Annotated in this window: 22 protein-coding genes; 6 read left to right on the top strand and 16 right to left on the bottom strand. The window is 45.7% G+C overall.

Translation table 11 applies throughout. The features are described from left to right. Window positions 1–348: 348 nt before the first annotated feature. Both HMPREF9708_RS07190 and plsY read left to right on the top strand, forming a co-directional pair. Window positions 349–951: a nitroreductase family protein gene (locus tag HMPREF9708_RS07190; RefSeq protein WP_006309618.1), complete on the top strand. Its 603-nt coding sequence runs from the start codon at window positions 349–351 to the stop codon at window positions 949–951. A 97-nt stretch (window positions 952–1048) separates the two neighbouring features. After that, window positions 1049–1666, top strand: coding sequence for a glycerol-3-phosphate 1-O-acyltransferase PlsY (gene plsY, locus HMPREF9708_RS07185; protein WP_006309617.1), 618 nt, complete (start codon window positions 1049–1051; stop codon window positions 1664–1666). 205 nt (window positions 1667–1871) lie between these two features. Here plsY and HMPREF9708_RS07180 read toward each other — a convergent pair whose 3' ends face one another. The 11 genes from HMPREF9708_RS07180 to HMPREF9708_RS07130 all read right to left on the bottom strand — a co-directional run bounded on the left by HMPREF9708_RS07180 (window position 1872) and on the right by HMPREF9708_RS07130 (window position 13291). Further along, entirely contained in the window at window positions 1872–2762 is an 891-nt protein-coding gene (locus tag HMPREF9708_RS07180; protein WP_006309616.1) for an aldose 1-epimerase family protein, read from the bottom strand. Window positions 2763–2779: 17 nt separating this feature from the next. Further along, window positions 2780–4189: an ATP-dependent protease ATPase subunit HslU gene (hslU, locus tag HMPREF9708_RS07175; protein WP_006309615.1), complete on the bottom strand. Its 1410-nt coding sequence runs from the start codon at window positions 4187–4189 to the stop codon at window positions 2780–2782. Between the two features lie 13 nt (window positions 4190–4202). Further along, window positions 4203–4730 (bottom strand): ATP-dependent protease subunit HslV, encoded by a 528-nt coding sequence (gene hslV, locus HMPREF9708_RS07170; RefSeq protein ID WP_006309614.1) that lies wholly within the window; start codon window positions 4728–4730, stop codon window positions 4203–4205. Next, window positions 4727–5662, bottom strand: a complete 936-nt coding sequence (gene xerC, locus HMPREF9708_RS07165) for a tyrosine recombinase XerC (protein ID WP_006309613.1) — start codon at window positions 5660–5662, stop codon at window positions 4727–4729. Before xerC ends, hslV begins: the two co-directional genes overlap by 4 nt. A gap of 277 nt (window positions 5663–5939) precedes the next feature. Next, window positions 5940–8003, bottom strand: coding sequence for a type I DNA topoisomerase (gene topA, locus HMPREF9708_RS07160; RefSeq protein WP_006309612.1), 2064 nt, complete (start codon window positions 8001–8003; stop codon window positions 5940–5942). A 72-nt stretch (window positions 8004–8075) separates the two neighbouring features. Further along, window positions 8076–8978 (bottom strand): DNA-processing protein DprA, encoded by a 903-nt coding sequence (gene dprA, locus HMPREF9708_RS07155; protein WP_006309611.1) that lies wholly within the window; start codon window positions 8976–8978, stop codon window positions 8076–8078. A gap of 72 nt (window positions 8979–9050) precedes the next feature. After that, on the bottom strand, window positions 9051–9845 hold the full coding sequence (locus HMPREF9708_RS07150) for a ribonuclease HII (protein ID WP_006309610.1): 795 nt from the start codon (window positions 9843–9845) through the stop codon (window positions 9051–9053). Continuing rightward, the gene (gene ylqF, locus HMPREF9708_RS07145) at window positions 9832–10689 is read right to left on the bottom strand and encodes a ribosome biogenesis GTPase YlqF (protein WP_006309609.1); all 858 of its coding nucleotides are present in this window, start codon (window positions 10687–10689) and stop codon (window positions 9832–9834) included. The genes HMPREF9708_RS07150 and ylqF overlap by 14 nt, the downstream gene beginning before the upstream one ends. Window positions 10690–10827: 138 nt before the next feature. Beyond that, window positions 10828–12327 carry a S41 family peptidase gene (locus HMPREF9708_RS07140; protein ID WP_006309608.1) on the bottom strand — a complete coding sequence of 500 codons (1500 nt, stop codon included), beginning with the start codon at window positions 12325–12327 and terminating at the stop codon, window positions 10828–10830. A gap of 5 nt (window positions 12328–12332) precedes the next feature. Then, on the bottom strand, window positions 12333–13061 hold the full coding sequence (gene deoD / locus HMPREF9708_RS07135) for a purine-nucleoside phosphorylase (RefSeq protein WP_006309607.1): 729 nt from the start codon (window positions 13059–13061) through the stop codon (window positions 12333–12335). Between the two features lie 11 nt (window positions 13062–13072). Then, window positions 13073–13291, bottom strand: coding sequence for a YozE family protein (locus tag HMPREF9708_RS07130; RefSeq protein WP_006309606.1), 219 nt, complete (start codon window positions 13289–13291; stop codon window positions 13073–13075). A 1577-nt stretch (window positions 13292–14868) separates the two neighbouring features. Between HMPREF9708_RS07130 and trhA the strand changes: the two genes are divergently transcribed. Then, a complete protein-coding gene (trhA, locus tag HMPREF9708_RS07125; RefSeq protein ID WP_006309605.1) occupies window positions 14869–15537 on the top strand; it encodes a PAQR family membrane homeostasis protein TrhA in 669 nt (222 codons plus the stop codon). Window positions 15538–16043: 506 nt separating this feature from the next. Here the strand turns inward: trhA and HMPREF9708_RS07120 are convergent. From HMPREF9708_RS07120 to HMPREF9708_RS07105, 4 genes are all read right to left on the bottom strand, one after another. After that, window positions 16044–17309 (bottom strand): MFS transporter, encoded by a 1266-nt coding sequence (locus HMPREF9708_RS07120; RefSeq protein WP_006309604.1) that lies wholly within the window; start codon window positions 17307–17309, stop codon window positions 16044–16046. A gap of 530 nt (window positions 17310–17839) precedes the next feature. Then, on the bottom strand, window positions 17840–18337 hold the full coding sequence (locus HMPREF9708_RS07115; RefSeq protein ID WP_006309603.1) for a dihydrofolate reductase: 498 nt from the start codon (window positions 18335–18337) through the stop codon (window positions 17840–17842). 17 nt (window positions 18338–18354) lie between these two features. Further along, entirely contained in the window at window positions 18355–19296 is a 942-nt protein-coding gene (locus HMPREF9708_RS07110) for a thymidylate synthase (RefSeq protein WP_006309602.1), read from the bottom strand. A 28-nt stretch (window positions 19297–19324) separates the two neighbouring features. After that, complete coding sequence (locus HMPREF9708_RS07105; protein ID WP_006309601.1) at window positions 19325–21232, bottom strand: ABC-F family ATP-binding cassette domain-containing protein; 1908 nt, start codon at window positions 21230–21232, stop codon at window positions 19325–19327. A gap of 690 nt (window positions 21233–21922) precedes the next feature. Here HMPREF9708_RS07105 and HMPREF9708_RS07100 point away from each other — a divergent pair. Then, window positions 21923–22591 carry a CPBP family intramembrane glutamic endopeptidase gene (locus HMPREF9708_RS07100; protein ID WP_006309600.1) on the top strand — a complete coding sequence of 223 codons (669 nt, stop codon included), beginning with the start codon at window positions 21923–21925 and terminating at the stop codon, window positions 22589–22591. An 11-nt stretch (window positions 22592–22602) separates the two neighbouring features. Here HMPREF9708_RS07100 and ung read toward each other — a convergent pair whose 3' ends face one another. Next, complete coding sequence (gene ung, locus HMPREF9708_RS07095; protein WP_006309599.1) at window positions 22603–23274, bottom strand: uracil-DNA glycosylase; 672 nt, start codon at window positions 23272–23274, stop codon at window positions 22603–22605. Window positions 23275–23438: 164 nt separating this feature from the next. Here ung and HMPREF9708_RS07090 point away from each other — a divergent pair, with 164 nt between their 5' ends. Beyond that, window positions 23439–23999, top strand: a complete 561-nt coding sequence (locus HMPREF9708_RS07090) for a 5-formyltetrahydrofolate cyclo-ligase (protein WP_006309598.1) — start codon at window positions 23439–23441, stop codon at window positions 23997–23999. Between the two features lie 82 nt (window positions 24000–24081). Further along, window positions 24082–24972 (top strand): fructose bisphosphate aldolase, encoded by an 891-nt coding sequence (locus HMPREF9708_RS07085; protein WP_006309597.1) that lies wholly within the window; start codon window positions 24082–24084, stop codon window positions 24970–24972. Window positions 24973–25083 lie beyond the last annotated feature (111 nt).

Below are 25083 nucleotides of genomic sequence, written 5' to 3'. Positions count from 1 at the left end.
AGGAGGACGATCCACGTAGCGTGCATTGCCTTACGGTTTACCGTTTAGGCAATGCCTAGTGGATCGAGCCCGGAAAAGCGACAGCTTTGGAAGGCGGTCCCCTATGATAAGCATTGGGGGCTGGCTGTTTGACGGTTTTCTCTCTTCTAATTTTTTAGTTTTTAATTCCTTAATCCAGTTAGATAAGCCGAAAAGCAGAGCTTTGAGAGACAGTTCCTATGATAAGCATTGGACCTGGCTGATTAACGGTCTTAATTTCCTTCCAAATCCGATTGCTTGCAGACAGCCTATCTATTCGATATGATAATCCTAATGTTTAAAATAATTATTAATAAATGGAGCGATTATATGTCTGAATTATTAACCAGCCTGGCTAAGCGCCGATCAGTCTACCAATTTGAGAACCGTCTCAACCATCAACCAGAAGAACTGGCTTCAACCATTGGTCAAGCCGTGATGGCAGCCCCATCTGCTTTTAACTCTCAGACCAGTCGAATTGTCCTTGTGACAGGGTCAAAAAATCACAAGGTTTGGGAATTGATCCGTCAAGCACAAGAACCCCTCTTAGATGAAGATAGCGGTGGCGACTTCTACCGGATGGTCTTCGATACTGGCCAGAATGCCGCAGCCAGCCTTATTTTCTTTGAAGACCAAGCAGCCGTCGAGGCCAATATTCCCGCTAACCCTGAACGCCAAACGCTATACAAGGAAAAGAATGCGGCCATCACGCAATACACTGCCTGGCTGGTTCTCGCCGATTTAGGCTATGGTGCTTGCCTGCAACACTTTAATATTGGTGCAAAAGAAGGCTATGACCAATCCATCAAGGACCTCCTCCAAGTGCCTGATTCATGGGAATTAAATGCCCAAATGCCTTTCGGTCTCTTAAAAGACCTCCCGGACGCTAAGGAAAAGCTTCCAATCGATCAAATCATTCAAATTCAAGACTAAGACTTCCCGATTGGGTGAACCTGGCTATCTATCCTAAGACTTGTTGTCGGACTGAATCCCGTGATAGAATAGGGTTAGCTTTTAAGGAGGTCGGATGATGCAAGAAATTCTATTAATTGTCGTGAGTTACCTGATCGGGTCGATTCCAAGTGGCGTCTGGTATTCCAAGATCTTTCATAAAGTTGATGTCCGGCAATTAGGATCAGGTAATTCGGGTGGCACCAATGTTGGCCGCAATTTCGGTAGTCTAGCTGCTATTTGTGTCATTACCGTCGATGTGCTTAAGGGCTGGCTGCCCATGGCTTACGCCTACTCCCATTATGCCGGTCAAGAGGATCTGGTTGTGATGTTAACAGGAATCGCTTGTGTCTTGGGTCACGCCTATCCGATCTGGGCCAACTTCAAGGGTGGCAAGATTGTAGCCACTTCAATTGGGGTCCTCTTGGGTTACCATTTCACCTTAGCCCTTGTTCAAGTAGCCCTCTTGCTAGCTTTAATTTTGACCACATCCATTGTCAGCCTCGCTTCAATGACTTCCTATTGTCTCGTGGTCTCCTGGATTATTCTAACAGACCCACCCCTTTATAAGATTGGTTTCACCCTGATCGCCCTCTTGATGATCTACCGACACCGGCAGAACATCCAACGCCTGGTCAAAGGTGAAGAACGTCATGTTTCCTTTGGCCTTAATAAGGCCAAAAAGAAAAAATCATAATCAAGTAAAAGACACGCCTGGTGGGCGTGCCTTTTTTTGATGGTTTCTTTTATGGTTTGCATCAAGCCGGCAAGGAAGGTTAATCAAAACTGACCTCCTGCAAGACGATCCAAATGCATTCGCTTGAATCGTCCCGACCCAACCGACTTGACAAGCGACGATCGGGCTCCTTGGAATGATTACTCGAAAGCTTGTCTGGCTTAAATTACTGTTTTTCGAATTTAATCGTAAAGTCATGCATATTCATGGTTTGAGGAGCTAGTAAGAGGATGGACTTCTTGTGGCTGAGGTCCTGGTCGGTATCGATGGTATCAGGCAGTCCTGCCCAAGGTTGAATGGACACAAAGGGCAAGCGGGTCGGATAAGGCGACCAGATGGCCGCATAGGGAAAACCGGATAACTTAACCGTCACCTGCGCACGATGATGGCCATCCTTAAGGAGCATGGCCGTTCGTTCATTAACCTGGATAATCATTGGCCCCCGCTTAAAAGTCCGATGGAGAAGCGGAATCTGGCTAAATTCGCGGTACTTGGCCCGCAGGGGATCGACTAAACCATCGGCTAAGACTGGCCATTCATAATAGGGCCCACTGGGATCAACCGCCAAACTCACCCGGTCAAATTCATAGGTCGGCTTGACGTTGGACTGAGAGATCCTGAAGCATGGCTGGGCACCGATTGAATAGTAGAGGGGCTGTTCACGAGAAGGATTCAGGACCTCATAAGAGACGGTCAATTGATTGCCAAACAAGACATAGGTAATCTGGAAGGAGAAGTCAAAAGGATAGATCGCCCTCGTTTCGGGTGAACTCTTGAGGTAGAAGGTGGCTGAGCTATCCGTCTGCTGTTGCAAGGTAAAGTCCATCTCCTGAGCGAAACCATTAAGCTTCATGGCATAAGGCTTGCCTTGGAAATGATAGCGATCCTCCTTCAGTTGACTGACAATCGGAAAGAGGACGGGTGCCTTGGACCCCCATTGCTTGCTCTCATTCTGCCAGATGAATTCATAATCGGTCTTACGATCACGGACCGATTGAATCTCAGCCCCCCTTTCAGAAATTTGAACGGTTAAGTGTTGATTCTCAATGGTGACCATTGCGAGCCTCCTTTCGCTTATAGGATATAGTGACTGAGGTCCTTGTTGTTAACCTTATCGGCTAAGCGGTCATCAACATACTTCTTCGTCACTTCGATATGCATGGGGGTGTCAGCTGATTCAAATAATAACTCTTCAAGCACGGTCTCAATGATGGTATGGAGGCGACGCGCTCCAATATTATCGGTTTCACGATTTAATTTGACCGCATAATCGGCCATCTGGTCAATCGCCTCCTCAGTAAAGACCACTTCGACTTCTTCCGTGGCAAGGAGGGCTTGATATTGTTTGATCAAGGCATTCTGTGGTTCTGTTAAGATCCGAACAAAATCTTCTTGACGTAAGTCATCCAAGTGGACCCGGATGGGGAATCGCCCTTGTAACTCAGGGATTAAGTCAGATGGCTTGGCCACATGAAAGGCTCCAGACCCGATAAAAAGGATGTGGTCGGTCTTAATGAGGCCATACTTCGTCTGGATCTGGCTACCTTCCACAATGGGGAGGATGTCCCGTTGGACCCCTTGGCGGGAGACTTCGCCCGAATTCTGCTTGCTGGAAGCAATCTTGTCCATCTCATCGATGAAGATGATGCCACTCTCTTCGGCTAATTTGAGGGCCTGTTGGTGGAGGTCCTCCTGGTTAACCAGCTTGTCGGATTCTTCATCCGTTAATAAGTCCAAGGCCTCTTTAACCGTAACCGTCCGCTCAATCTTCTTGTCAGGTCTTAAGGCATTCAAGGAATCCTGCATGTCCATCATTTGTTCCATCACTGGGTTAATGGAGGTTAATTGCACCTTCGGTTCTTGAATCTGAATGGTCACTTCTTGCTTGTCCAATTCGCCGCTGCGGATTTTACGTCGCATTTCCCGGCGTTTATAGGCAAGCTCTTCGGTTTCAACTTCTTTTTCGGGACCTTCCATTTGACCAGACAATTGCCGCATCAAATCTTCCATCCCCTTAAAGCCAAAGCCCTGGTCGCTGCTTTCTTCTTTTTTGGCCTTAGCTGGCTTGTCGGCTGGAACCATAAACTTGGCTAAGCGGGCAACCGCTTGGTCATGCGCTTGGTCATGCACCTCTTCATGCTTATTGGCACGCACAATCCGGATGGCTTGTTCCACCAAATCGCGGACCATGGACTCCACATCCCGGCCGACATAGCCCACCTCGGTATATTTGGTCGCTTCTACCTTGATGAAGGGAGCTTGGGTAATCTTAGCGAGTCGGCGCGCTATCTCTGTCTTGCCGACCCCAGTTGGACCGATCATTAAGAGGTTCTTTGGCTTGACTTCATCCTGCATCTCCTCTTCCAAGCGTAGACGGCGCTGACGATTTCGCACGGCGATCGCAATCGCCCGCTTGGCTTCTGCTTGACCGACAATATATTGGTCTAATTGACTGACAATTTCACGTGGACTGAGTTCTAACATGGACATTCTCCTTTTAGTCGAAAGATTCGACAATAATTTGATCATTGGTAAAGACATCAATCTCAGAAGCGATGGTTAGGGCCTCACGCGCAATTTCTTGGGCGGATAAATCAGGCTGGTGGCGCAACATAGCTCTGGCAGCAGCTAAGGCATAATTGCCACCTGATCCAATTGTCAAGACCCCGTCATCTGGCTCAATCACCTCTCCCGATCCTGACACCAAGAGTAAGTGTTCCGCATCCATCACAATCAAGAGGGCTTCTAATTTCTGTAGGGACCGGTCAGTCCGCCATTGCTTGGCAACTTCCACAGCCGCTCTTACTAATTGACCCTGGTGGGATTGAAGCTTCTCTTCGAACATTTCCGACAGGGTTATCGCATCCGCAACTCCCCCTGCAAAGCCGATCACCACTTGGTCATCAAAGATTCGTCTCAACTTGCGGGCACCGCCCTTCATAATCACCGTTTCACTCATGGTAACTTGGCCATCACCGGCCATGGCTAATTGTCTATCTTTCTTGACTGCACAGATTGTTGTCATACATCTTCCTCCTTATTCTGCCTACGCGCCCGCGGGTGGGCTTGTAGGTATTCTTGTCGCATATGGTCGTTAGTAATGTGGGTATAAATCTGAGTTGAAGAGAGGTGGTCATGACCCAACAGCTCTTGAACCGACCGCATATCTGCTCCATGATTCAAGAGGTGGGTGGCAAAAGAATGTCGCAATTGGTGGGGATGAATCTTGAAATTCAAACCGTGGTCTTGGACTAACTGATTCAAGACCTTGCGAATTTGGTCTGGACTAATCGGTTGATGCTTATCCGATAAGAAAAGCGGGAGGTCTCGAACCGCCTCTTGCCCCTGATAGCCTGCCAATAAAGCCGGATACTCCTCCTTTAAATAAACCTGGAGGGCATTTTTAGCGGGTTGGCCAAAGGGAACGATCCGCTCCTTATTGCCCTTGCCGACGACACGGATGATCAGGAGGTCTAAATCGACTTGGTGGCGCTTAAGATTGGCGCACTCCGACACCCGCATGCCTGTCGCATAAAGCAATTCGACGATGGCTCGGTTTCGCAAATGGTTGTCACGCTTGTCCTTTTTCGCTGCTTGTAATAAAGCTTGAACTTCCTGCTCATAGAGAAAGTCCGGTAACCGGTGTTTTTTGACCTTATATTGAATCAAGCTGGTAGGGTCTTGGTCAATCCAACCCTGTCTATGACAATATTTAAAGAAAGAACGCAAGCTGGACAACTTACGACTGATGGTCGTTGGCGATAATTGTCGCTCATTCAGATAGGCTAAATAGAGCCGCATATCCCGGTAGGCTAACTGAGGCAATGGGCTGGCTCCACTGGTTCGAATAAATGCTTGAAACTCAGCTAAGTCGCGCTGGTAAGCCTGAACGGTATGGTCGGAATAGCGCCGTTCATTTTGAATATAGGCGAGAAAGGCTTGAATCGCATTCTCCATCTTATCCCCCTCTCTCTATTAGAATCATTATACAGATTTATCTCGATAATCTCTAATAATCAACTCATAAAAGGCTTACCTTTTTACGCTATCCCGGATCCCTCTCAGCCATCGACTTGTCATTGATTTCAGGTAAAACAAACACCGAATCCTTCACCACAAGCAAGTAATAGGAACCTAATAAGCAGACGCTTTGAAGGACCTTCTCGGGTAATTCAAGATTCGGTGTATAAACTGTTGACTTCTTATAGTAGGAAGGCGCATCGCCTCCTATTCCTTATGCTTGTAAGGCTTCCTGGTAATCACAGTGGGAGCACTTGACCTGTCGGCCCTTGCGAGAGACCTTTTCGATCAGATAATGGTCGCACTTGGGACACTGACGTCCCACAGGTTTATCCCAGGAGACAAATTCGCAATCCGGATAACGTGAGCACCCATAGAAATTCCGATTCTTCTTGGACTTGCGTTCAACCACTTGGCCCTTCCCACATTCTGGACAGGGAACCCCAATTTCCTTGACGATGGCCTGGGTATGGCGGCAATCTGGGAAGTTGGAGCAGGCATAGAACTTGCCATAGCGCCCAATCTTAATCACCATGGGATGACCACATTCTGGACAATCGAATCCAGCCGGTTCATCCTTAATTTCAATGGCTTCGATTTGGCTTTCAGCTTGTTTCAGATCCTTGTCTAAGACTTGATAATAATCGCTTAAGACCTGCTTCCATTCTTCCTTTCCAGCTTCGACTTGGTCTAGATGGTCTTCCATACCGGCCGTGAATTCCGTATTCACAATGTCAGGGAAGTACCCCTCCATCACCCCATTGACAATTTCCCCCAGTTCAGTCGGTTCAAACCGCTTCGCTTCCATACGCACATAGTAGCGCTTGCGCAGGGTCTCAATCGTCGGTGCATAGGTTGAGGGACGGCCAATTCCTAACTCTTCCAGGGTCTTAACCAGACTGGCTTCCGTATAACGGGCTGGGGGTTGGGTGAAGTGCTGGTCCCCTTCAATGGGTTGAGCTGGCTTCACGGTATCCCCGATTGCCAAGTCGGGTAGGTAATTGTCTTTGTCTGTCTTAGAAGGATAGACCTTGAGGAATCCGTCAAACTTAATCCGTGACCCATTCGCCCGGAAGCCCACGGGTCCCTGGCTTAAATCAACTCGGATGGTATCAAAAACCGCCTCACTCATCTGAGAAGCCAAAAACCTTGCCCAAATCAGCGAATAAAGCCGGTACTGATCCCTAGTCAAAGCATCCTTAATCGATTCGGGTGCCAGGTTGACGTTCGATGGCCGGACGGCCTCGTGAGCATCCTGAGCCCCTGATGCCTTAGCTGCCTGACGGCCAGCTCCTAAATAGGCAGCCCCATAACGGTCTTTGATATAGCCTTCCGCCATCTGGCGAGCATTGGCAGAGATCCGGGTGGAGTCAGTACGCATATAGGTAATCAGACCCACTGTACTATTCTTAATCTTAATACCTTCGTACAATTGTTGGGCCACCATCATGGTCTTACCGGCCCTAAAGTTCAAGCGGTTAGCCGCATCCTGTTGCAGGGTCGAAGTCGTATAAGGTAAATAAGGCTTGCGCCGTCTTTCTTTCTCCTCGATTTGATCAACAGTGAAGTCTCCTTCTTGGTCGATCTGACTTAAGACCTGGTCGACGGCTGCTTGGTTGGGCAGGTCGGTCTTGTCACCATTCAAGCCATAGAATTCAGCCTCAAACTTGGACCGCCCCTTCTTGAAGATTGCAGGCAGGGTCCAATATTCCTCTGGCTTGAAGTCTCGAATTTCTTGTTCACGGTCAATAATAATCTTGAGCGCAGTCGACTGGACCCGTCCCGCTGACAAGCCACCCTTAATCTTCTTCCAAAGAATGGGTGAGATCGAATAGCCCACAATCCGGTCCAGGATCCGTCTTGCTTGTTGGGCATCGACCAAGTCCTGGTCGATCTGACGTGGCTGCTTAAAGGCCTCCTTGACCGATTCCTTGGTAATCTCATTGAAGGCGACCCGGTTCAGGTCCTGGTCATCTAAATTCAATAAATAAGCTAAGTGCCAGGCGATGGCTTCCCCTTCTCGGTCCGGGTCACTCGCCAGATAGACCTTCTCAGCCTTACCTGCTAACTTGCGTAGCTCCTTAATGGTGTCGCCCCGACCTCGGATGGAGATATAATGTGGTTCAAAATTGTTCTCGATGTCAACACCCATTTTAGATTTTGGCAAATCACGCAGGTGGCCCTTGGAAGCGACCACCTTATAATTTCTGCCTAGGTATTTATCGATTGTTTTGGCTTTAGTCGGTGATTCGACAATTACAAGGTATTTATAGGCCAATCAACAATCACTCCTTTTCTTTACGATCGAAATCAAAAATCGTAACAATCTTAAACCAACCATTAACTTCTGTCAAATTCTGCCGGTTAAGCCATAACCTTGGCGTTGGTAAAGAGCCAGCAAATCCCGTAAAAGGTCCTGGGAACTGACGACAGGTGTCGCACCTGCCGCAATTAATGCATTACAGCCATAGGATTGCGGGTCATGAATAGGACCTGGCAGGGCGTAGACTTGACGGTTAGCTTCCAGTGCATAGTTGGCCGTAATCAAAGAGCCTGAATGCTGCGCCGCTTGCAGGACCAGTGTAGCAGGTGAGAGACCGGCGACGAGCCGATTGCGGGCGATGAATTGATGTTTACGAATGCCCTGACTAGGCAAATACTCCGACAGGACTAACTGATCCTTCATCAGTTGGTCTTGGAGCTGGCGATGGTGGCTAGGATAATAAGCCTGGAAGCCGGACGCAATCACCGCGATGGTATGCCCTCTTTCTAAGCCCAGGGCCGCTCGATGAGCAAGGGCATCTGCCCCTTGGGCCAAGCCAGACACCAAGCAAAAGCCAGCCTGGGCCAATGTTCGGCTTAGATGGTGGCCGATGGTTTGACCGTAAACCGAGAGCTTACGGGAACCAACAATGGAGATGAGCGGGTCATTCAAAAGGTCTAATGACCCGCGGTAAAAAATAATCTGGGGAGGTTGGTAGATCTGGAGCCAGAGGGCTGGGTAAGCTGCTTCCCCAATCATCAAGGCCTGGGATTCTAAAGCTCGAATGGACTGGACGTGGTCAGCCCAGTCCTGGAATAAATCGCAATACTTATTAGACCAAATGCCCTGCGAGATAAGCGCTTGAACCGTTTGCCGGTTGGCCTCCGGATCTTCCAGGGGAAGTTGCTGGCGGTAGGCAATGAAATGCCATCGATCCCGGTACGAGACCTGTTTGATGATGAGATAAATTAAGGCTTGTTTGAGTGTCATAGTCTCCCTCCTTGCACTTTAATAAGTACAAAGACCACCAGATAAAAGCGCTAATCGTTAAGGTAACGAACCTTATGAGGGCTTGTAGTTTTTCTGGGTCCTTTGAACCGGGCCAAAGGACTGGCGGTGGATGGACGTTTGACCATACTTCGCCAGGGCTTGGAGATGGACGCTCGTTGGATAACCCATATGTTGGTCAAAGTGATACTCGGGATATTCCTGCACCATTTGAATCATATAGTCATCACGGTAGACCTTGGCCAGGATGGACGCTGCCGCAATTGACAGGGACTTGCTGTCGCCTTTGGTAATAGCCATTTGAGGGATGTCCAAGTCCACAGTCATGGCATCGATCAAGAGGTAATCCGGTTGAACGCTTAATTGGTCAACCGCCCCTTTCATGGCCAAGCGGCTGGCCTGATAAATATTGACTTGGTCAATGATTTGAGGCGAAATCTCACAAATGGCATAAGCTACCGCTTCTTGCCGGATCAAGTCCGCCATCTGCCGGCGGGTCTTATCCGAGATTTGCTTGGAATCTGTGACCGCAATCCACCTGTGTGTATCGCACGGTAGGATCACTGCTGCCGCCACCACTGGACCCGCAATGGGTCCCCGCCCCACTTCATCGACCCCCGCAATCAATAGTCCAGGATCCTGGTCCAAGACTTGACGCTCATAGGTTAAGCGGGCTTGGTAGGCTTTATAAGCCGCTGCTTGACGTTGAATACGCTTTTCAACTTGTTGGACCAGCTTCTTGGCTCCCTGCCGCGGATCTTTTCGCAAGGCCACTAACCGGTCATCATCCAAGTCCTTGACATCGGCCATAAGGGCCTTCAGTTGAGTCAATGATTTATTCTCCAACATGAAGGTCCTCCATCGGCCGGTCCAAAGTAATCGCTCCTAACTTCTTCTGCCTAAAGTCAAAGATCAACCGCTCTGCGGCTTTGGGATAGTCCTGGTTGAGCCCTAATCTTTGGGTCAGATCGGTCAATACCGTGGCAGGATCCATTTCATTACTTGACGTCAAGCCATACACTTCTTCTAAAACATGGGGATAGAATTGTTGCAGATGAGGAATAAAGGCCAGGGCCAATTCCTGCATCTCGATCAACTGGTCTTTAATGGCGCCTGTCAAGGCCAGATGAATGCCCGTCTGAGGGTCCTCAAACTTGGGCCACAAGATACCTGGCGTATCCAAAAGTTCAAATTCCTTACCCAGCTTCAACCACCGCTGGGCTTTAGTTACTCCTGGCTTGTTGCCAGTTTGCGCCTGGTTCTTACCGACAAAGCGGTTAATCAGGGTCGACTTGCCCACATTGGGAATCCCTAGGATCATCAGCCGGATCGCGCGCGGCTTGACTCCCCTCGCCTTCTGCTTGGCAAAATAATCCGCCATCAAGTCCTGACAGGCTTTTTGTAGGGGCTTGAGCCCTTTTTGGTGTTGGGCATCAATCGCCAGGGCCACTTGTCCTTGGTCTTGGTAGTAGGACAGCCAGGCTTGGGTCATCTGCTTATCAGCTAAATCCTGCTTATTCAAGACCAGAATCGAAGGCTTCTGGCTAATAATTTCCGCAATCATGGGGTTGCGACTGGATTCAGGAATTCGTGCATCGACCAACTCAATCACCAGGTCGACTAATTTTAACTTCTCTTCTGCCTCCCGGCGGGCCTTGGCCATGTGGCCGGGATACCATTGGATTTGATACATCAAACCGCCTCCATTTCATCTATCGTAATTTAAAAAGGGCCTATTATTGCCCAAACTTCCACTAATAAAGGAAGAATGCAGTTCCCAGTTGGAGGACTGCATTCCTAACTCGATCCCTCGATCATGTAAAAGCCTGGTCTATTGGTCTAACACGACATCTAAGGCCTTGGCATACTGCGGATCATTCTCTTGCAAATAGTCGCGCGATAAGGTCATCAATTCTTCAGCGGTGGTCGAGTGAATGTCACCCGTCACCTCCAAATCATGATCCTTCTGAAAGTCCTTAACCGCTTGGGTCATCTGGTCATTGAAATAGGTGGTCTCAGCCAGGTCATAACCTAAAGCATCCAGCATCAAGGAAGCCGACCGAACAAATTCGGAAGCATCGCCCGCCTTCAAGGTCTCTTCTGGATTCAAGCGAATAGCTGTCGCTAAAGCAGGCATTTCTACCTTGACATCCGGCTCCAGTCCCTGGTCATGAATCCAATTTCCCTTAGGAGTGAGCCACTTGGCAATGGTTAATTTCAACTCACCATATTCCGAAAAGGTCGTTAGATTTTGAACGGTTCCCTTACCAAAAGTTTTGCTGCCAACGATCAAAGCATCTGTATTCTCCTGGATGGCAGCCGCGAGAATCTCACTGGCTGACGCTGATCCCTCATCGACCAAGACCACATAGGGCTCATCGACTTGAAAGTCGCCCAAATTCGCATCGGTCGCTTGATATTCTTGCGGTTCTTTACCTTTCTCGACCGTCTGCATAATCACTTGACCATCGCTAAGGAACATATTGGAGATCGACAAGGCAGCCGTTAGTAAGCCACCCGGGTTATACCGCACATCAAAAATAAAGCGTTTGGCTCCTTTTGCCCTTAAATCCGTAATGGCTTCAACCAGTTCATCATAGGTCGTAGAGGCAAATTGGGTTAGCTTGAGATAGCCTACTTCTGGATGGTCGGGGTCTAGTTCACTGGTAACCGTGGTGATCGGAATCTCTGCCCGGGTCAACTCGACCTCAAAGCGCGAGTCCCCTCGTTGAACTTCGAGTGTCACCTTCGACCCTTCAGGACCCCGGATCAGTTGAACCACTTCGTTAGAGGTCATTCCGTCTAGAGGCTCACCGTCCACGCTGACAAAGATATCATTTGCCTGGATACCAGCCTTGGCAGCGGGAGTCCCATCAATCGGCGCAATCACTGTCGCCTGATTGTCTTTCATCATAAATTGGACACCAATCCCAGTAAAGGAACCCTCAACCGTATCATCAAAGGCCTGGCTCTCCTCCGGACTTAAATACTCAGAATAGGGTTCTTCTAGGGCCTGAACCATCCCCTTCAAGGCTCCTTGCATCAGGCTTTCCTTATCGACTTCCTCGATATAGTACTTTTGAATGGTCTGGTAGACTTCTTGCAAGGTCTGCAAGTCCTGTTTAGTGAGTTGGTCATCTTCTTTGACTCCCATGCTCTCCTTGAACCAGTCTAGGGCTTGAACACTGGAGGTCGGGTTCACAAAGATCCCGATGAGGGCCAAGACAGCCAAGACTCGAACCAACCAGGCCCAGTTCTTGGAACCAGCAGCGCCTGACTGGGTTGATTTTTTCGTTTGGTGTGGTTTGCGTGATTTATCGATTTGGATCATAATGATTACTTCTTCCCTTGACTCATGGCGACCACGGTCTCCAAGGCAACTTCCATCATGTCCGTGAAGGTCTGCTCTCTTTCTTGGGCACTTGTCTCCTCACCCGTCAGAATCTGGTCCGAGATGGTACAGATTGCTAAGGCTTGGCGTTGATATTTATTCGCTAAGGCATAAAGTCCAGCCGCTTCCATCTCAACTGCTAAGACCCCATAGTCTGCCAACTTCTGCTTATCTAGTTCTTCATTATAGAAGCGGTCACTGGATAGGATATTGCCAACGTGCAAACCGCCTTGGAGTGACTTTTCTTGGGCAATATGATAAGCCGTGTCTAAGAGGTCAAAGGAAGCTAAAGCCGCAAAAAAAACTTGCCCATCAAAAATATTATTGAGCACACTGGAGTCGGTTGTTGCCCCTTGGCCAATCACCAAGTCGCGCACCTTGACCTTCTCCTGTAAGCCCCCAGCGGAACCCACACGAATAATAGCTGCTACATCATAATCACGGTAGAGTTCTTCGGCATAGATCGTGGCAGAAGGGATCCCCATCCCCGATCCTTGTACAGAGACTTTTACCCCTTGGTAGTCTCCGGTATAGCCGAACATATTTCGAACGTCATTATATTGGGTGACATTTTCCAAATAGGTCTCAGCGATAAACTTAGCCCGTAAAGGATCACCAGGAAATAGGACATAAGGTGCAATCGCTCCGGCTTGTGCATTGATATGAGTACTCATCGTTATCCTCCTTAAGATATTTCTTGAAATGTCTGCCAAGCATCATCAAACAGGGTTAACATCCGGCTATAATCACTATTCTGTTCCATATAAGTCGACAATTGGTCAAAGTCTTGACTCTGCTTGGGAAAGGTCCGGTCTTGACTAATTTGATTAGCCAAACGACTCATGGGGTCATTGGCTTCTTCATCCTTATAGCGCAGGATAAATTCATAAAAGCTGGCTCCCACTTAATCCCTCCTCTTCTTCATTCTAATCTTACAAGTCTTAAATTATCCCTAGTATACCATTGAACCAGGGTCTATTGAAAGTCTAGGCTCTGATCCTTATTGGCTGGTCAAGGGCAAGGCATAAAGGCTCACTGTCATGCCTATCAAAATATCCCTGGATCAAGTATCATTTCATGATGATATATAAGAATAAAAACACATAAAAAAAGGCAGTTCCCAATGCTTAATTAAAGGGGACCGCCCTCCAAAGCCAAGCTTTTCCGGGCTCGATCCACTAGGCAAGGCCTAAACGGTAAACCGTAAGGCCTTGCAAGCTACGTGGATCGTCCACTGTCCTTTGATTAAGCATTGAGACTGCCTTCTTATATTTATTCTTGGTCTTGTTCAAATATTGGTAAACATCCTTACTGATCTAGCGATTAAAATTATTATTTACTATCCTTCATACCGTATTTATAGAGCAATAAATTAAAGGTAAGCTAAAATAAAGAACATTTTAAATATGAACTAGCAAATATTAGCTATGATGGTATCCAAGACATCTTGCCCTTCTTATTATGACAAAATCGGTAAGACTTCTTTCTAATCTTATTTTTAATCCCTATTCTTGAAGTGAAGCGATAAGAGCAAGGACTCTTATATATTTGTTTGTTCTTTAAAAAATGAATGCTAACCTTCTTATCATCAAAAGTAAGGGTCGATAAATTATAAGACCCAGTCATTATATTGGCAGTCTTTATTCATTTTTTCTTTTTTGGCAACTGGATGAATTTAAAAGACATGAACTTAAAACATAGAATCCGTCAATAAAAGGCAGGTCTCACTATTTAATCATGGGAGTAAGGACAATCCACGTAGCGTGCAATGCCTTACGGTTTACCGTTTAGGCATTGCCTAGTGGGCCTAGCCCGGAAAAACTCTGTTTTGGAGGGCGGTCCCCTATGATAAGCCTTGGAACCTGCCTAATTGATGGTACCCTGCCTTTTATTTTTTATTATATTGCATCACTTAATCCCAGTGGGCCTAGCCCGGAAAAGCTCTGCTTTGAAGGACGGCCCCCTATGATTAAGAAGAGGGACCTGTCTTATTGACGATTACCTTGCCTTATTTGTCTTTTGATTGATCCTCAAGTATTTTTATGATTATTTGATCGCCTAGTTAATATATCCTTTAAACCAAGTCGACTAATCGTTAAATCCAGCCTTCTTTTAAATGATAGTATCTAAATAAATTTACCAAAGGCAAAAATAAAGAGCAGGAAGTGTTGAAGGATCATCACAGGAAAGAGGAAGGGCCACGTAGCGTGCAATGCCTTACGGTTTACCGTCTAGGCATTGCCTAGTGGGCCTAGCCCGGAAAAGCTCTGCTTTGAAGGGCGGTCCCTTGTGATGATCCCTTCAACACTTCCTACTCTTATGTTTTTCTTTCTCAAAAGTATTAATTTATAATGTATTCCTCTATCATTTAAAAGTCCAAACCATTATCTTTTCATAACAAGAAAGCCTATCCTTGGTAAAATTTAGATCAAATTGCTACAATAATGTCACGAATAAACAGACAAAAAGGAGGCTAGCCCAATGGCTGACCCACAAAAAAAGTCAGGCAAACAGCCTGAAATACCTAGCAGAAAACTCATCACCATCGAAGTCTTCAATGCCGTCACCCACGGTATCGCCGCGATGTTGAGCATCATCGGCACAGTGTTCCTAGTTAAAAAAGGGATCCATATCCAATCATGGGTTTCAATTGTTGCCTATATCATTTATGGCCTCTCCCTCGTCTTACTCTTTACCAATTCGACCCTCTACCACTCTTTCTCCTTCTCCAAGTACCGCCCCTTCTTCCAAAAGATCGATCATTCATCGATCTATCTCCTGATTGCGGGGACCTATACGCCTTATCTGATGATCTCTCTAGCAAGTCGAACGGCCTATCTCTTCCTGGCCATAATCTGGACCCTAGCCCTAGCGGGTATCGTCTTTGAATTAATCGCCATTGACCGTTACCCTAAACTCTCAACCTACATGTACCTCACCCTGGGTTGGTTGGGAATTCTGATCGTCTATCCCCTCATTAAGACTATCGAATTCAACGGCGTCCTCCTCTTGGCACTGGGCGGGATTGTCTACTCCCTGGGAACCATCTTCTACCGGATGAAGGACAACAGATGGATGCATGTCATCTGGCACTTATTCGTCGTAGGTGGTGCAGCCATTATGTTCTTATCCATCTTACGTTATGTCTAAAGCTAAACCATAGAATACTAAAAAAGTCGCACTCACTCCTTCCATCGAGTCAGTGCGACTTTACTTTGCTTAATTACAGCTCTATGTCAAATAGGGTTGATGGTATAGAAAGTAGACTAAGCAACAAGCTGTTGCTTGGTCTCTTTTTCTTTTCTTCCGGACACATACAGCCGTGATATAAAAGAATAAGGAAGGGGCTCCTAATTTTTCAAAAAAAAAGTAATTTTGACAGATATAGATAAATTCAGGATTTTTATGACCGTTAAATAGAAAAATTAACAGGTTACTTTACTATTTGTACCTAAAGGTTGTCCAAAAATCATATTTCTGAAACTTATGTAATTTAAAGTCAGTACTTATTCCTGCGATATTTCTTAATGATATATGGGAAAAACTATATAAAATTACAAACTAGTGAATATTAGAAACTAAAATTTCAAAACTTATCTCTACTTATACTCCAACATATTATATCAACCTTTCAGAAACTATAATTATTTAACTAATTAAGATTCCCTTTCTATATACTTTGAACCCTTAAATGTATATAAAATTGCCACAAAAACTAATGACATATATATTACTGCAATATGACTATACGGTAAGTAAATCACTAAGGTAGAAAACAGTAACCTTGATACAATATCTCCTATTTGGAAATATGTCACCATCCCTCCAAATATTGTAGCTAACTTCGTCTCATCAATATTATTAAATATGATAGCCCCCAGTTTAGGATTTAATGCACTAACTAATACACTTGAAAGAAATGATGATAATATAATTAAATAAATATTTTGAAAGTAAAAAGCAACAAATGAAAGAAAAACAGTGGTCAAATTCATTTTTAACAAGGTGCCTATGGAAAGGTTTTTAAATTTTTTACTAATCAGAATTAAAGTGCCCCCTAGTATTCCTCCTGAAACAGTGCTAATGCCCAAAAGTGAGATCGTAGTCGCAGAATTAATAATTGTCAAATTAGAACCTTTAGAAAGATTAACAACAACTAATGGCGTGAGAATTGCCAAACTCCCATTAAGTATTGGTATAACAAGTAAAGCAGCCTTCATGTTGCCGATACTAAATAGATGATTAATTGAGAGCTTTAAATTTGAAACAACCTCAGAAAACGAAGATTTAAAATCAAATTTTGATATCTTGCTGGTCGAGTTCATCTCCTCATAATAATCATTAATCTGATTTTTGATAACTAACATAATTAACAGGCTAATAGCAAAAGTTAGAGAATTTATAAAAGCTAAGTGAGAAAAACTTAGAATAGTGATAAAAAACGCCCCAAATGATTGATTTACAATATTCATCGTAGAAACAACTGTCTGCCTAAACGCCATAGTTTCTTCTCTTTCTGACTTTTTCACTATTCGATTAGATATTGGATAGAAAAGGCCATTTTCAAATTGTCCCAATGTATCTGCAATAAGGTTAACTATACTAGCAAATATGACTACTATAATAGATGGCTTAAAATTCATAACCACAGCAACCAATAAATATAGAACCACCCGTAGCCATAACGTTTTAATAATCATCTCCACTTTATTAAGCGTTCTATCTGCAATGATACCAAAAAATATTGTAAATAAGATAGGTATAGTCTCTGATATATTTACGATTGAAATGGCTAAATTACTGTCCTTAATCTCCGTAACATAGGTCATGAGAGCTATAAAATATAATGTATCTCCAAAATTTGATATTAAATCTGAAATCAGAACTTTCAGATATAGTTTATTTTTTAGAATCTTTCTCATATGTCTCCATTAGTATATACTTTAAAACTTCACTGCATAAAAAACATTCTATCCAATGGGCAGGAAGCCCCAATCCTTTGTGCCATTAAAGCTAGAACTATCCCTGAAACACCATTTAGCAATCCAAAATCAATATAATCAATAACTTTATCAAAGTTTACACCTCTAAAATATACGTCACGCTCCACAAATATATACTCAGAATTAGAAGCTGCTCTTACAATTTCTCTAAATGAATTATCAGAAATAGTTTTAAACTATATCTTTCCTGTATCTAAATACATCAAATTGAACAAAAGCATTATTCCAGACCGTCCATAGCAAATTGCATTATTTAAAATCTCACTGCTATTAATGTAACCAATAGATGAAGTAAATACATCAGTCGCCATCTCTCGAAATTTTTGACTATCAATGATTTTAGCTATATTCTATAGCACCCTTGCCATCCCAAGACTGCCATAACACCAATTTGAATTAAATCGAAATCTCTCATTCTACACAGCATCACTGACTCAAATTATAGAACCTTAATTACTTGATTTCCGTTGCCACCATTCAAAGGTATGGGGGTATGGATTTTTGTCATCCGTCCGCCCTGGTTTGGACTTGATGCATTCAAATTCTTCTGGATCAATCGGAGGCATATAGACATCCGCTGGAAACTCCCCATCAATCACCGTGCGAACAATCAAGTCTACATGGTCCCAGAGGGATTTAAAGACCCCTGCGCCCCCAATGACCATCAATTCTTGGTCTTGGGCCAAGTCCAGGACTTCTTCAACGCTAGTAACCACTTCTAATTCAGGAATCTCTTGGCCATAATCAGGGTTCGAAGTCATCACTACAGTTTTGCGTCCTGGTAATAACCGTTTCTCCATCCCTTCAAAGGTATGACGTCCCATCAACATGGTATGGCCCATGGTCACTTCCTTGAAAAATTTCAAATCATTAGGCAAATGCCAGGGCAATTGATTGCGGTAACCAATCGCTCCCTTGCGGTCTTGTGCATAAACAAATGTAATCATCTTATCCTCCTTTTTCATTAAACAGCAATCGGGGCTTCAATCGGACCTTGAGGTCGATAATCAACCAATTGAATCTGAGAACTGTCCAACTGGTCCATCGGCTCATCCCCCTTAATCACTAATTGCGGCAGGGGGCCGGGCTGGCGACTCATTAACTGGTCGACCGCCTCCTGATGGTTGAGATAGAGGTGGGCATCGCCTAGGGTATGAATGAATTCCCCCACTTCCAAGCCAAGTTCACGTGCAATCAAGTGGGTTAAGAGCGCATAGGAACTGATATTGAAAGGAACTCCTAGAAAGACATCCGCTGACCGCTGGTAGAGTTGACAGGATAATTGCCCTTGCGCTACGTAGAATTGGAAGAGGCAGTGGCAGGGCGGCAAGGCAGCATGCGGCACATCTGCAGGATTCCAAGCCGTCACCAGATGGCGGCGAGAATCGGGATCATGCCGCAAGGAATCCAATAGTAGCTGGATCTGGTCGATCTTTCCTTGGTCCCGGTCCGGCCAAGACCGCCATTGTTTGCCATAGATTGGACCCAGGTCCCCATATTGGGCAGCAAAAGCCTCGTCTGTCAGAATCTTATCCTGGAAGAGATGCAACTGGTCTTGATAGACCTGGTTGAAGTCCGGATCTAAAAGGGCTCGACGACCAAAATCTTCCATATCCGGTCCCTGGTAGTCCTCACTCTTGACATAACGCTGGAAGGCCCATTCATCCCAAATATGGTTGTCATGTTCTAAGAGGTAGCGAATATTCGCATCCCCTCTAAGAAACCACAGCAGTTCACTCTTTACCAAGCCAAAAGCCACCCGCTTGGTCGTCAAGATAGGAAAGCCTTCTTGTAAATTAAATCGCATCTGGTAACCAAATAGCGACCGGGTTCCAACCCCCGTTCGGTCTGTCTTGACATGGCCACGGTCTAGAATGACCTGAATCAGGTCTTGATAAATTTTCATATGCTTTCTCCTTATAGGTCTTTGGCCCCTATTGGTCTAAATCACTCAAATAGTCATAACGTTCATATAAGGTCAACAATTCAAGCTCTAATTGGTCAAGTTCTTCCTGTAAGTCCATCAATCGACCCGCATCATGACTGGCAGCCTCCATTTCCGGTCCAATGGCCTCAATACGATCTTCCACCTTTTGCATCTGCGGTTGCAACTTGGCCCATTCCTGCTTTTCCTGATAGGTCATCCGCTTCTTGGGCTTAGATGGTGGTGTAGGTTTTTGTTCTAGCGCAGGTGCTGCTTCCACTCGGTCTGGCTCACTCATCTCCCCTAGGTCTTCCCTTGACCCTCCTTCTGCCAAATAATCAGAATAGGAACCCCAGTAGACATCAAAGTGACCCTGTCCTTGCATAATGAGGATCTGGTCGACCGTTTTGTCTAAGAAATACCGGTCGTGAGACACCACAATCACAATTCCCTCAAAATCCTCCAAATAGTCCTCTAAAGTCGTTAAGGTCTCAATATCCAGATCATTCGTTGGCTCATCTAAGAGCAGAAGATTAGGTTCTTGGACCAAGAGCGTCAAGAGGTAGAGCCGCCGCCTCTCCCCACCTGATAGTGAAGAAATGAACATCCCATGACTCTCCTTAGGGAAGTTAAACCGTTCTAAGAGCTGGGAGGCTGACAGCTGACTGCCATCGGGACGCTTAAATTCTTGGGCGACTTGGGTCAGGTAGGACAGAACGCGTTGGTCACCCGGAAGGTCTTGATCCAGTTGGCGGTAATAAGCCATCCGCACGGTCTCGCCAATGTGAATGATGCCACTGGTCGATTGGTGGTAGCCAGCTAAGGTGTTTAAGAAGGTTGATTTTCCGACACCATTCGGACCGACAATCCCCATCCGATCTCCCTTGACGAAGGTCTTAGTATAGTCCTTCAGGATCAATTGCCCCTGGTTATGGATGGTGACTTGGTCTAATTCCAGGCTCTTCTTACCTAGTCGTTGTTGGTTAAAATCAAAATCGAACGCCTGGTCTTCTTGGTCCCGGTCAGCAATGGCCTGCTTCAAGTCATTAAAGCGTTGAATCCGGGCTTGTTGCTTGGTCGAGCGGGCTTGAGCCCCTTGACGCATCCAGGCTAATTCCTGTTGGAAAAGCCGGTCCTGCTTATGTTGGGCTTGTTGGAGTTGACTCTGTCGGCTGGCGCGCTGGCTGAGATAGGCTTGGTAATTTCCTTCATATTCAATCAGACGGCCATGCCTTAATTCTACGATCTTATTGACCACCCTTTCAAGAAAATACCGGTCATGTGTCACCAACAAGAGGGCTCCTGGATAAGAGGCGAGATGGTGCTCCAGCCACTGAATGGTCGGCACATCCAGGTGGTTGGTCGGTTCGTCTAAGATCAAGAGATCGGCCGGTGAAATCAGGACTTGTGCTAAACCGATCCGCTTAAGCTGACCACCCGAGCAGTCCCCCACTCGCCGGTCTAAATCATGTAAGCCAAGCTGGGTCAAAATCGACTTAGCCTGAACCTCGACATCCCAGCCCCCATCCCGGGTCATCTGTTCGCTGATCTTGGTAAAGGCTGCTTGCAGCGCTGGATCATGAGGCGATTGCTCGAGGGCTTTACGGTCTTTTTCATAACGTAGGACCAGTTGCACGACAGGTGCTGGCGATTGGTAGACTGTCTCTAAGATCGTCTGGTCTGGATCCAGGACGGGGTGCTGGTCCAGATAGGCAATGCTATACTGGTTTGGGTGGCGGATGGTCCCCTGGTCATAATGGTCAACACCCGCAATCACCTTTAAGAAGGAGGACTTTCCCGTACCATTGGGACCGATTAAACCGATACGATCCCCCGTACGAATAGCAAAATCGACCTGGTTAATTAATTGCTTCACGCCATAGGACTTACTTAGTTGCTCAATACTTAATTCTTTCATTGCTTGCTCCTTCGCCATCATTCTCCAAATAGTATACCATAGGTCTCCTGGTCTTGGCTTGTGGAGACTGCCTGATCATGGTCAAAAGATGGCTGATCCTATCAGCCGTCAATCAAAAGATCATCTAAATCCATTATCATTTCAAGATGTCAATCAGAAAAAATGAAGGTCTACCGACTATTAATAAGTTGAAAGGTTGCTTTAATTAGAACTTTAGTAGAGCGTGAATTTGAATTAGAACAAAGGCTTTATCACATGATTTAATAAAATATTTTGGTGCTTGTAGTGGAAGTAACAAGCAAGCTCTTCCTTTAAGATAGCAAATGAATGACAGTACCAATCAAAATAGATAATCCAATGAAATAAGCATATAAAATTCAGGTTGGATCGAATGAAAAGCAGGTTGTACCGATTATTTTTCACAGGGATGCGGAAGGGCCACGCAGCTTGCATTGCCTTACGGTTCACCGTTTAGGCAATGCCTAGTGGGCCTAGCCCGGAAAAGCATGGCTTTGGAGGGCGGTCCCCAGTGATCAATAATTGGTACAACTGCTTTTCATTTTTATCGTCAACAAAATCACTGATAAAACCAAAAAATATTTTACATCTTTTTTTTAACCACTAGACTGCTACTTGCTTTTTAATTTATTAAATTTTATCATAAAGTTATTATGAATCAGGAGGAATTGTATGAAACGTAAAGGCATGATTATGATCTTGGCCTACCTATTGCTCTTCATCGGAGGTCAAGTAGCACTCGTAACATTCGGTTTGCCCCTCAATCAAACCATGCTATTCTCATTTGCGATCCAAGTTGTCTTAATCTTATTAGGTTGGTACCTATACCGGGACACACTGGCTCAAGACTGGCAAGAACTAAAGGCTCAAACCTCGATTAAGTCTTTAATCCTTTGGTTCATCGGTGCCTTCATCGCCATGGTTGCCCTGCGGGTTGTCACCATGAAGATTCTGGAGAATTTCATGGACCTCAGTAACCTAGCTGCCAACCAGCAGGCCCTCAATGAACTTTCTAAGTCCCAACCCCTCTTCTTAACCTTCTTTATGGTTGCCATCTTTGCTCCCTTTGTGGAAGAATTGGTCTTCCGTCAGGCCATCATTGGCTCCTTTGATAAGACCAATAAGACCTTAATGATCATCCTATCCTGCCTATCCGTGGTGCTCTTTACCGGGGCCCACATGGCAACTTTGGTGGATGCCACGATTTACCTACCACTTTCCTTAGTGATTATTTTCTTCTACTGGAAGTTTCAAGGCAATGTTCTCGCCACCATCCTCTTCCATTTCTTTAATAACTTTATCGCTATTATAATCATGTTCACCCTGTCAGACTACCTCTAAGAGAAAGATGGTTAACCCCAAGCCAGTGGCTCCTCGCCGCTGGCTTTTAATTGTTGGTTGATCTGGCTAAAGGGACGAGAGCCTAAGAAACCACGATAGGCAGATAAGGGACTGGGATGGGCTGACTGAATCACCTGGTGCTTGGTTTGATCAATCAAGGGTATTAGGGCCTGAGCTTTTTTGCCCCATAGGAGGAAAATCAAAGCTCGGTCGAAGTCATTGACCACCCGGACCAGGTCCTGGGTCCAAGCTTGCCATCCGATCGCTTGGTGGGAATTAGCCTGACCCTGAGCGACCGTTAGGACTTGGTTCAAGAGCAGGACACCTTGGCTGGCCCAATCGGATAAGTCACCGTCCTGGCGCAAGTCGCCACCCAGGTCTGATTGTAATTCCTTGAAGATATTTCGCAAAGAAGGCGGTAAGGTCTGGCCAGGATTGACTGAGAAGGCCAAGCCATTGGCCTGGTTGGGACCATGATAAGGATCTTGACCGATCAGGACGACCCGGACAGCCTCCGGTGGGGTTAGTTGTAAGGCCCGAAAGACCTGGTCCTGGGGTGGATAAATCGTCTGGTCCTGGCTTAAATCGGCCAAATGAGCTTGGATAGGGTCTAAGGGGGTTGAATGTTTTAACTTGAGGGCCCACTGGGGGGCCAGGTCGTGTAGGTCAGGTAGTTGGTACATGAAGCAGCTCCTCCTGGTTCAGTTTGAAGTTTAATCGGTTTACAGGTCCGTCACTCGACCGACTTCTTTAAGTTTAATCGAAGTCGAACCAATTGACAAACCGCTTTCATCCCCTAGTAAAAGTGCTATAATAAAGACAAGTTTCAGATAGAAAGGATGACAGCATGGATAAAAAAAGTCTCAGACAAGAAGTCTTTGAACAAAGGAAAAAACTCACACCCGAGTACCGCCAACAAGCAGAAGCAGCCGTCTACCAGTCGCTCTTTGACCTAGAAGCATTCAAAGCGGCCCAGACCCTCCTCTGCTACTATGCGACCGAGGGTGAATTTAATAGCCATCCCATTATTGAGAAGGCTTGGCAAATGGGTAAGACTGTCGGCATTCCTCGAGTTTATCCTAACCGTCAGATGGAAGCCCATGTTTACCGTCCAGACTCCCAGCTAGAAGAGTCTGCCTATCACATTCCAGAACCCCTGAAATCAGCGGAAGTGATTGATCCCAAGGACTTAGACTTAATTATTATGCCTTGTGTATCTTGTAATAATCAAGGACAGCGAATCGGTTATGGCGGAGGGTATTATGACCGCTATATTCTCAGAACCAAGCCAGCGCTTTTAGTCCTCCCCTTCTACCAAGCACTTCAACGGCAGGATATTCCCTTGGAAGACCATGACTTGACCATGGATATCGTCATCACGGAAGCAGGAACTTTCGACCTGCGTTAAATCAATCTCATTGCAAATTTAGCCCCAAGCGATTAAGATAGAATTAGTTGCTGCAGACCAATCGACACAAAGGAGACGAATTATGAATCAAGAACAATTTGACCAAATGAAGCATGGTAAAGGCTTTATTGCTGCCTTAGACCAATCTGGCGGTTCCACTCCCAAGGCCTTAGCGGCTTACGGTATTGCTGAAGACCGTTACGAGAATGATGACCAAATGTTTGACTTGGTCCACCAAATGCGCACCCGTATCATTACAGCTCCTGCTTTCAACAAGGAGAAAGTCATTGGTGCCATCCTCTTTGAACAGACGATCGACCGTGAGATCGAAGGCAAGAAGACAGCCGACTACCTCTGGGAAGATAAAGGTGTTGTTCCCTTTGTTAAAGTGGACCAAGGCCTCGCTCCTGTTGAAAATGGGGTTCAGCTCATGAAAGAATTAACCCAATTGGATGCCCTACTTGACCGGGCCAATGAACGCCATATCTTTGGAACCAAGATGCGGTCCAACATCTTGGAATACAATGAAGAAGGCATCCGGCAAGTGGTTGCCCAACAATTTGAAGTGGCTAAACAAATCATTGCCAAAGGCCTGGTTCCAATTATTGAACCTGAGGTATCGATTAAGGCGGAAGATAAGGCGAAGATCGAAGCAAAATTAGCAGAAGAGATCCTCAAGGAATTGAACCAACTGACTGCAGACCAATATGTCCTCTTAAAGATCACCATTCCTGAAGAACCAGAGACCTATACCGAAATTAGCCAACACCCACAAATGGTCAGAGTGGTTGCTTTATCCGGTGGTTATGCGACAGATGAAGCCAATGCGAAATTAAAAGCTACTCCTCATGTCATCGCTTCCTTCTCACGGGCCCTCGCACAAGACCTACGAGATGACCAAGAAGAAGAAGCATTCAACCAAACAATCACTCAAGCGATTGATGGCATCTACGATGCGTCTGCTAACAAATAGACTCAGTAAGCAAATAACCCTAGACCAAATGGTCTAGGGCTTTTTAATTTTTACCAGTCAAATCAGCTGATTCAATCGCTTATCTAGGAGAAGATAGAAGCCTTAATCATC

The organism is Facklamia languida CCUG 37842 (assembly GCF_000245795.1).
Classification (GTDB): domain Bacteria; phylum Bacillota; class Bacilli; order Lactobacillales; family Aerococcaceae; genus Facklamia; species Facklamia languida.
This window is presented reverse-complemented; position numbering and strand designations above follow the sequence as displayed.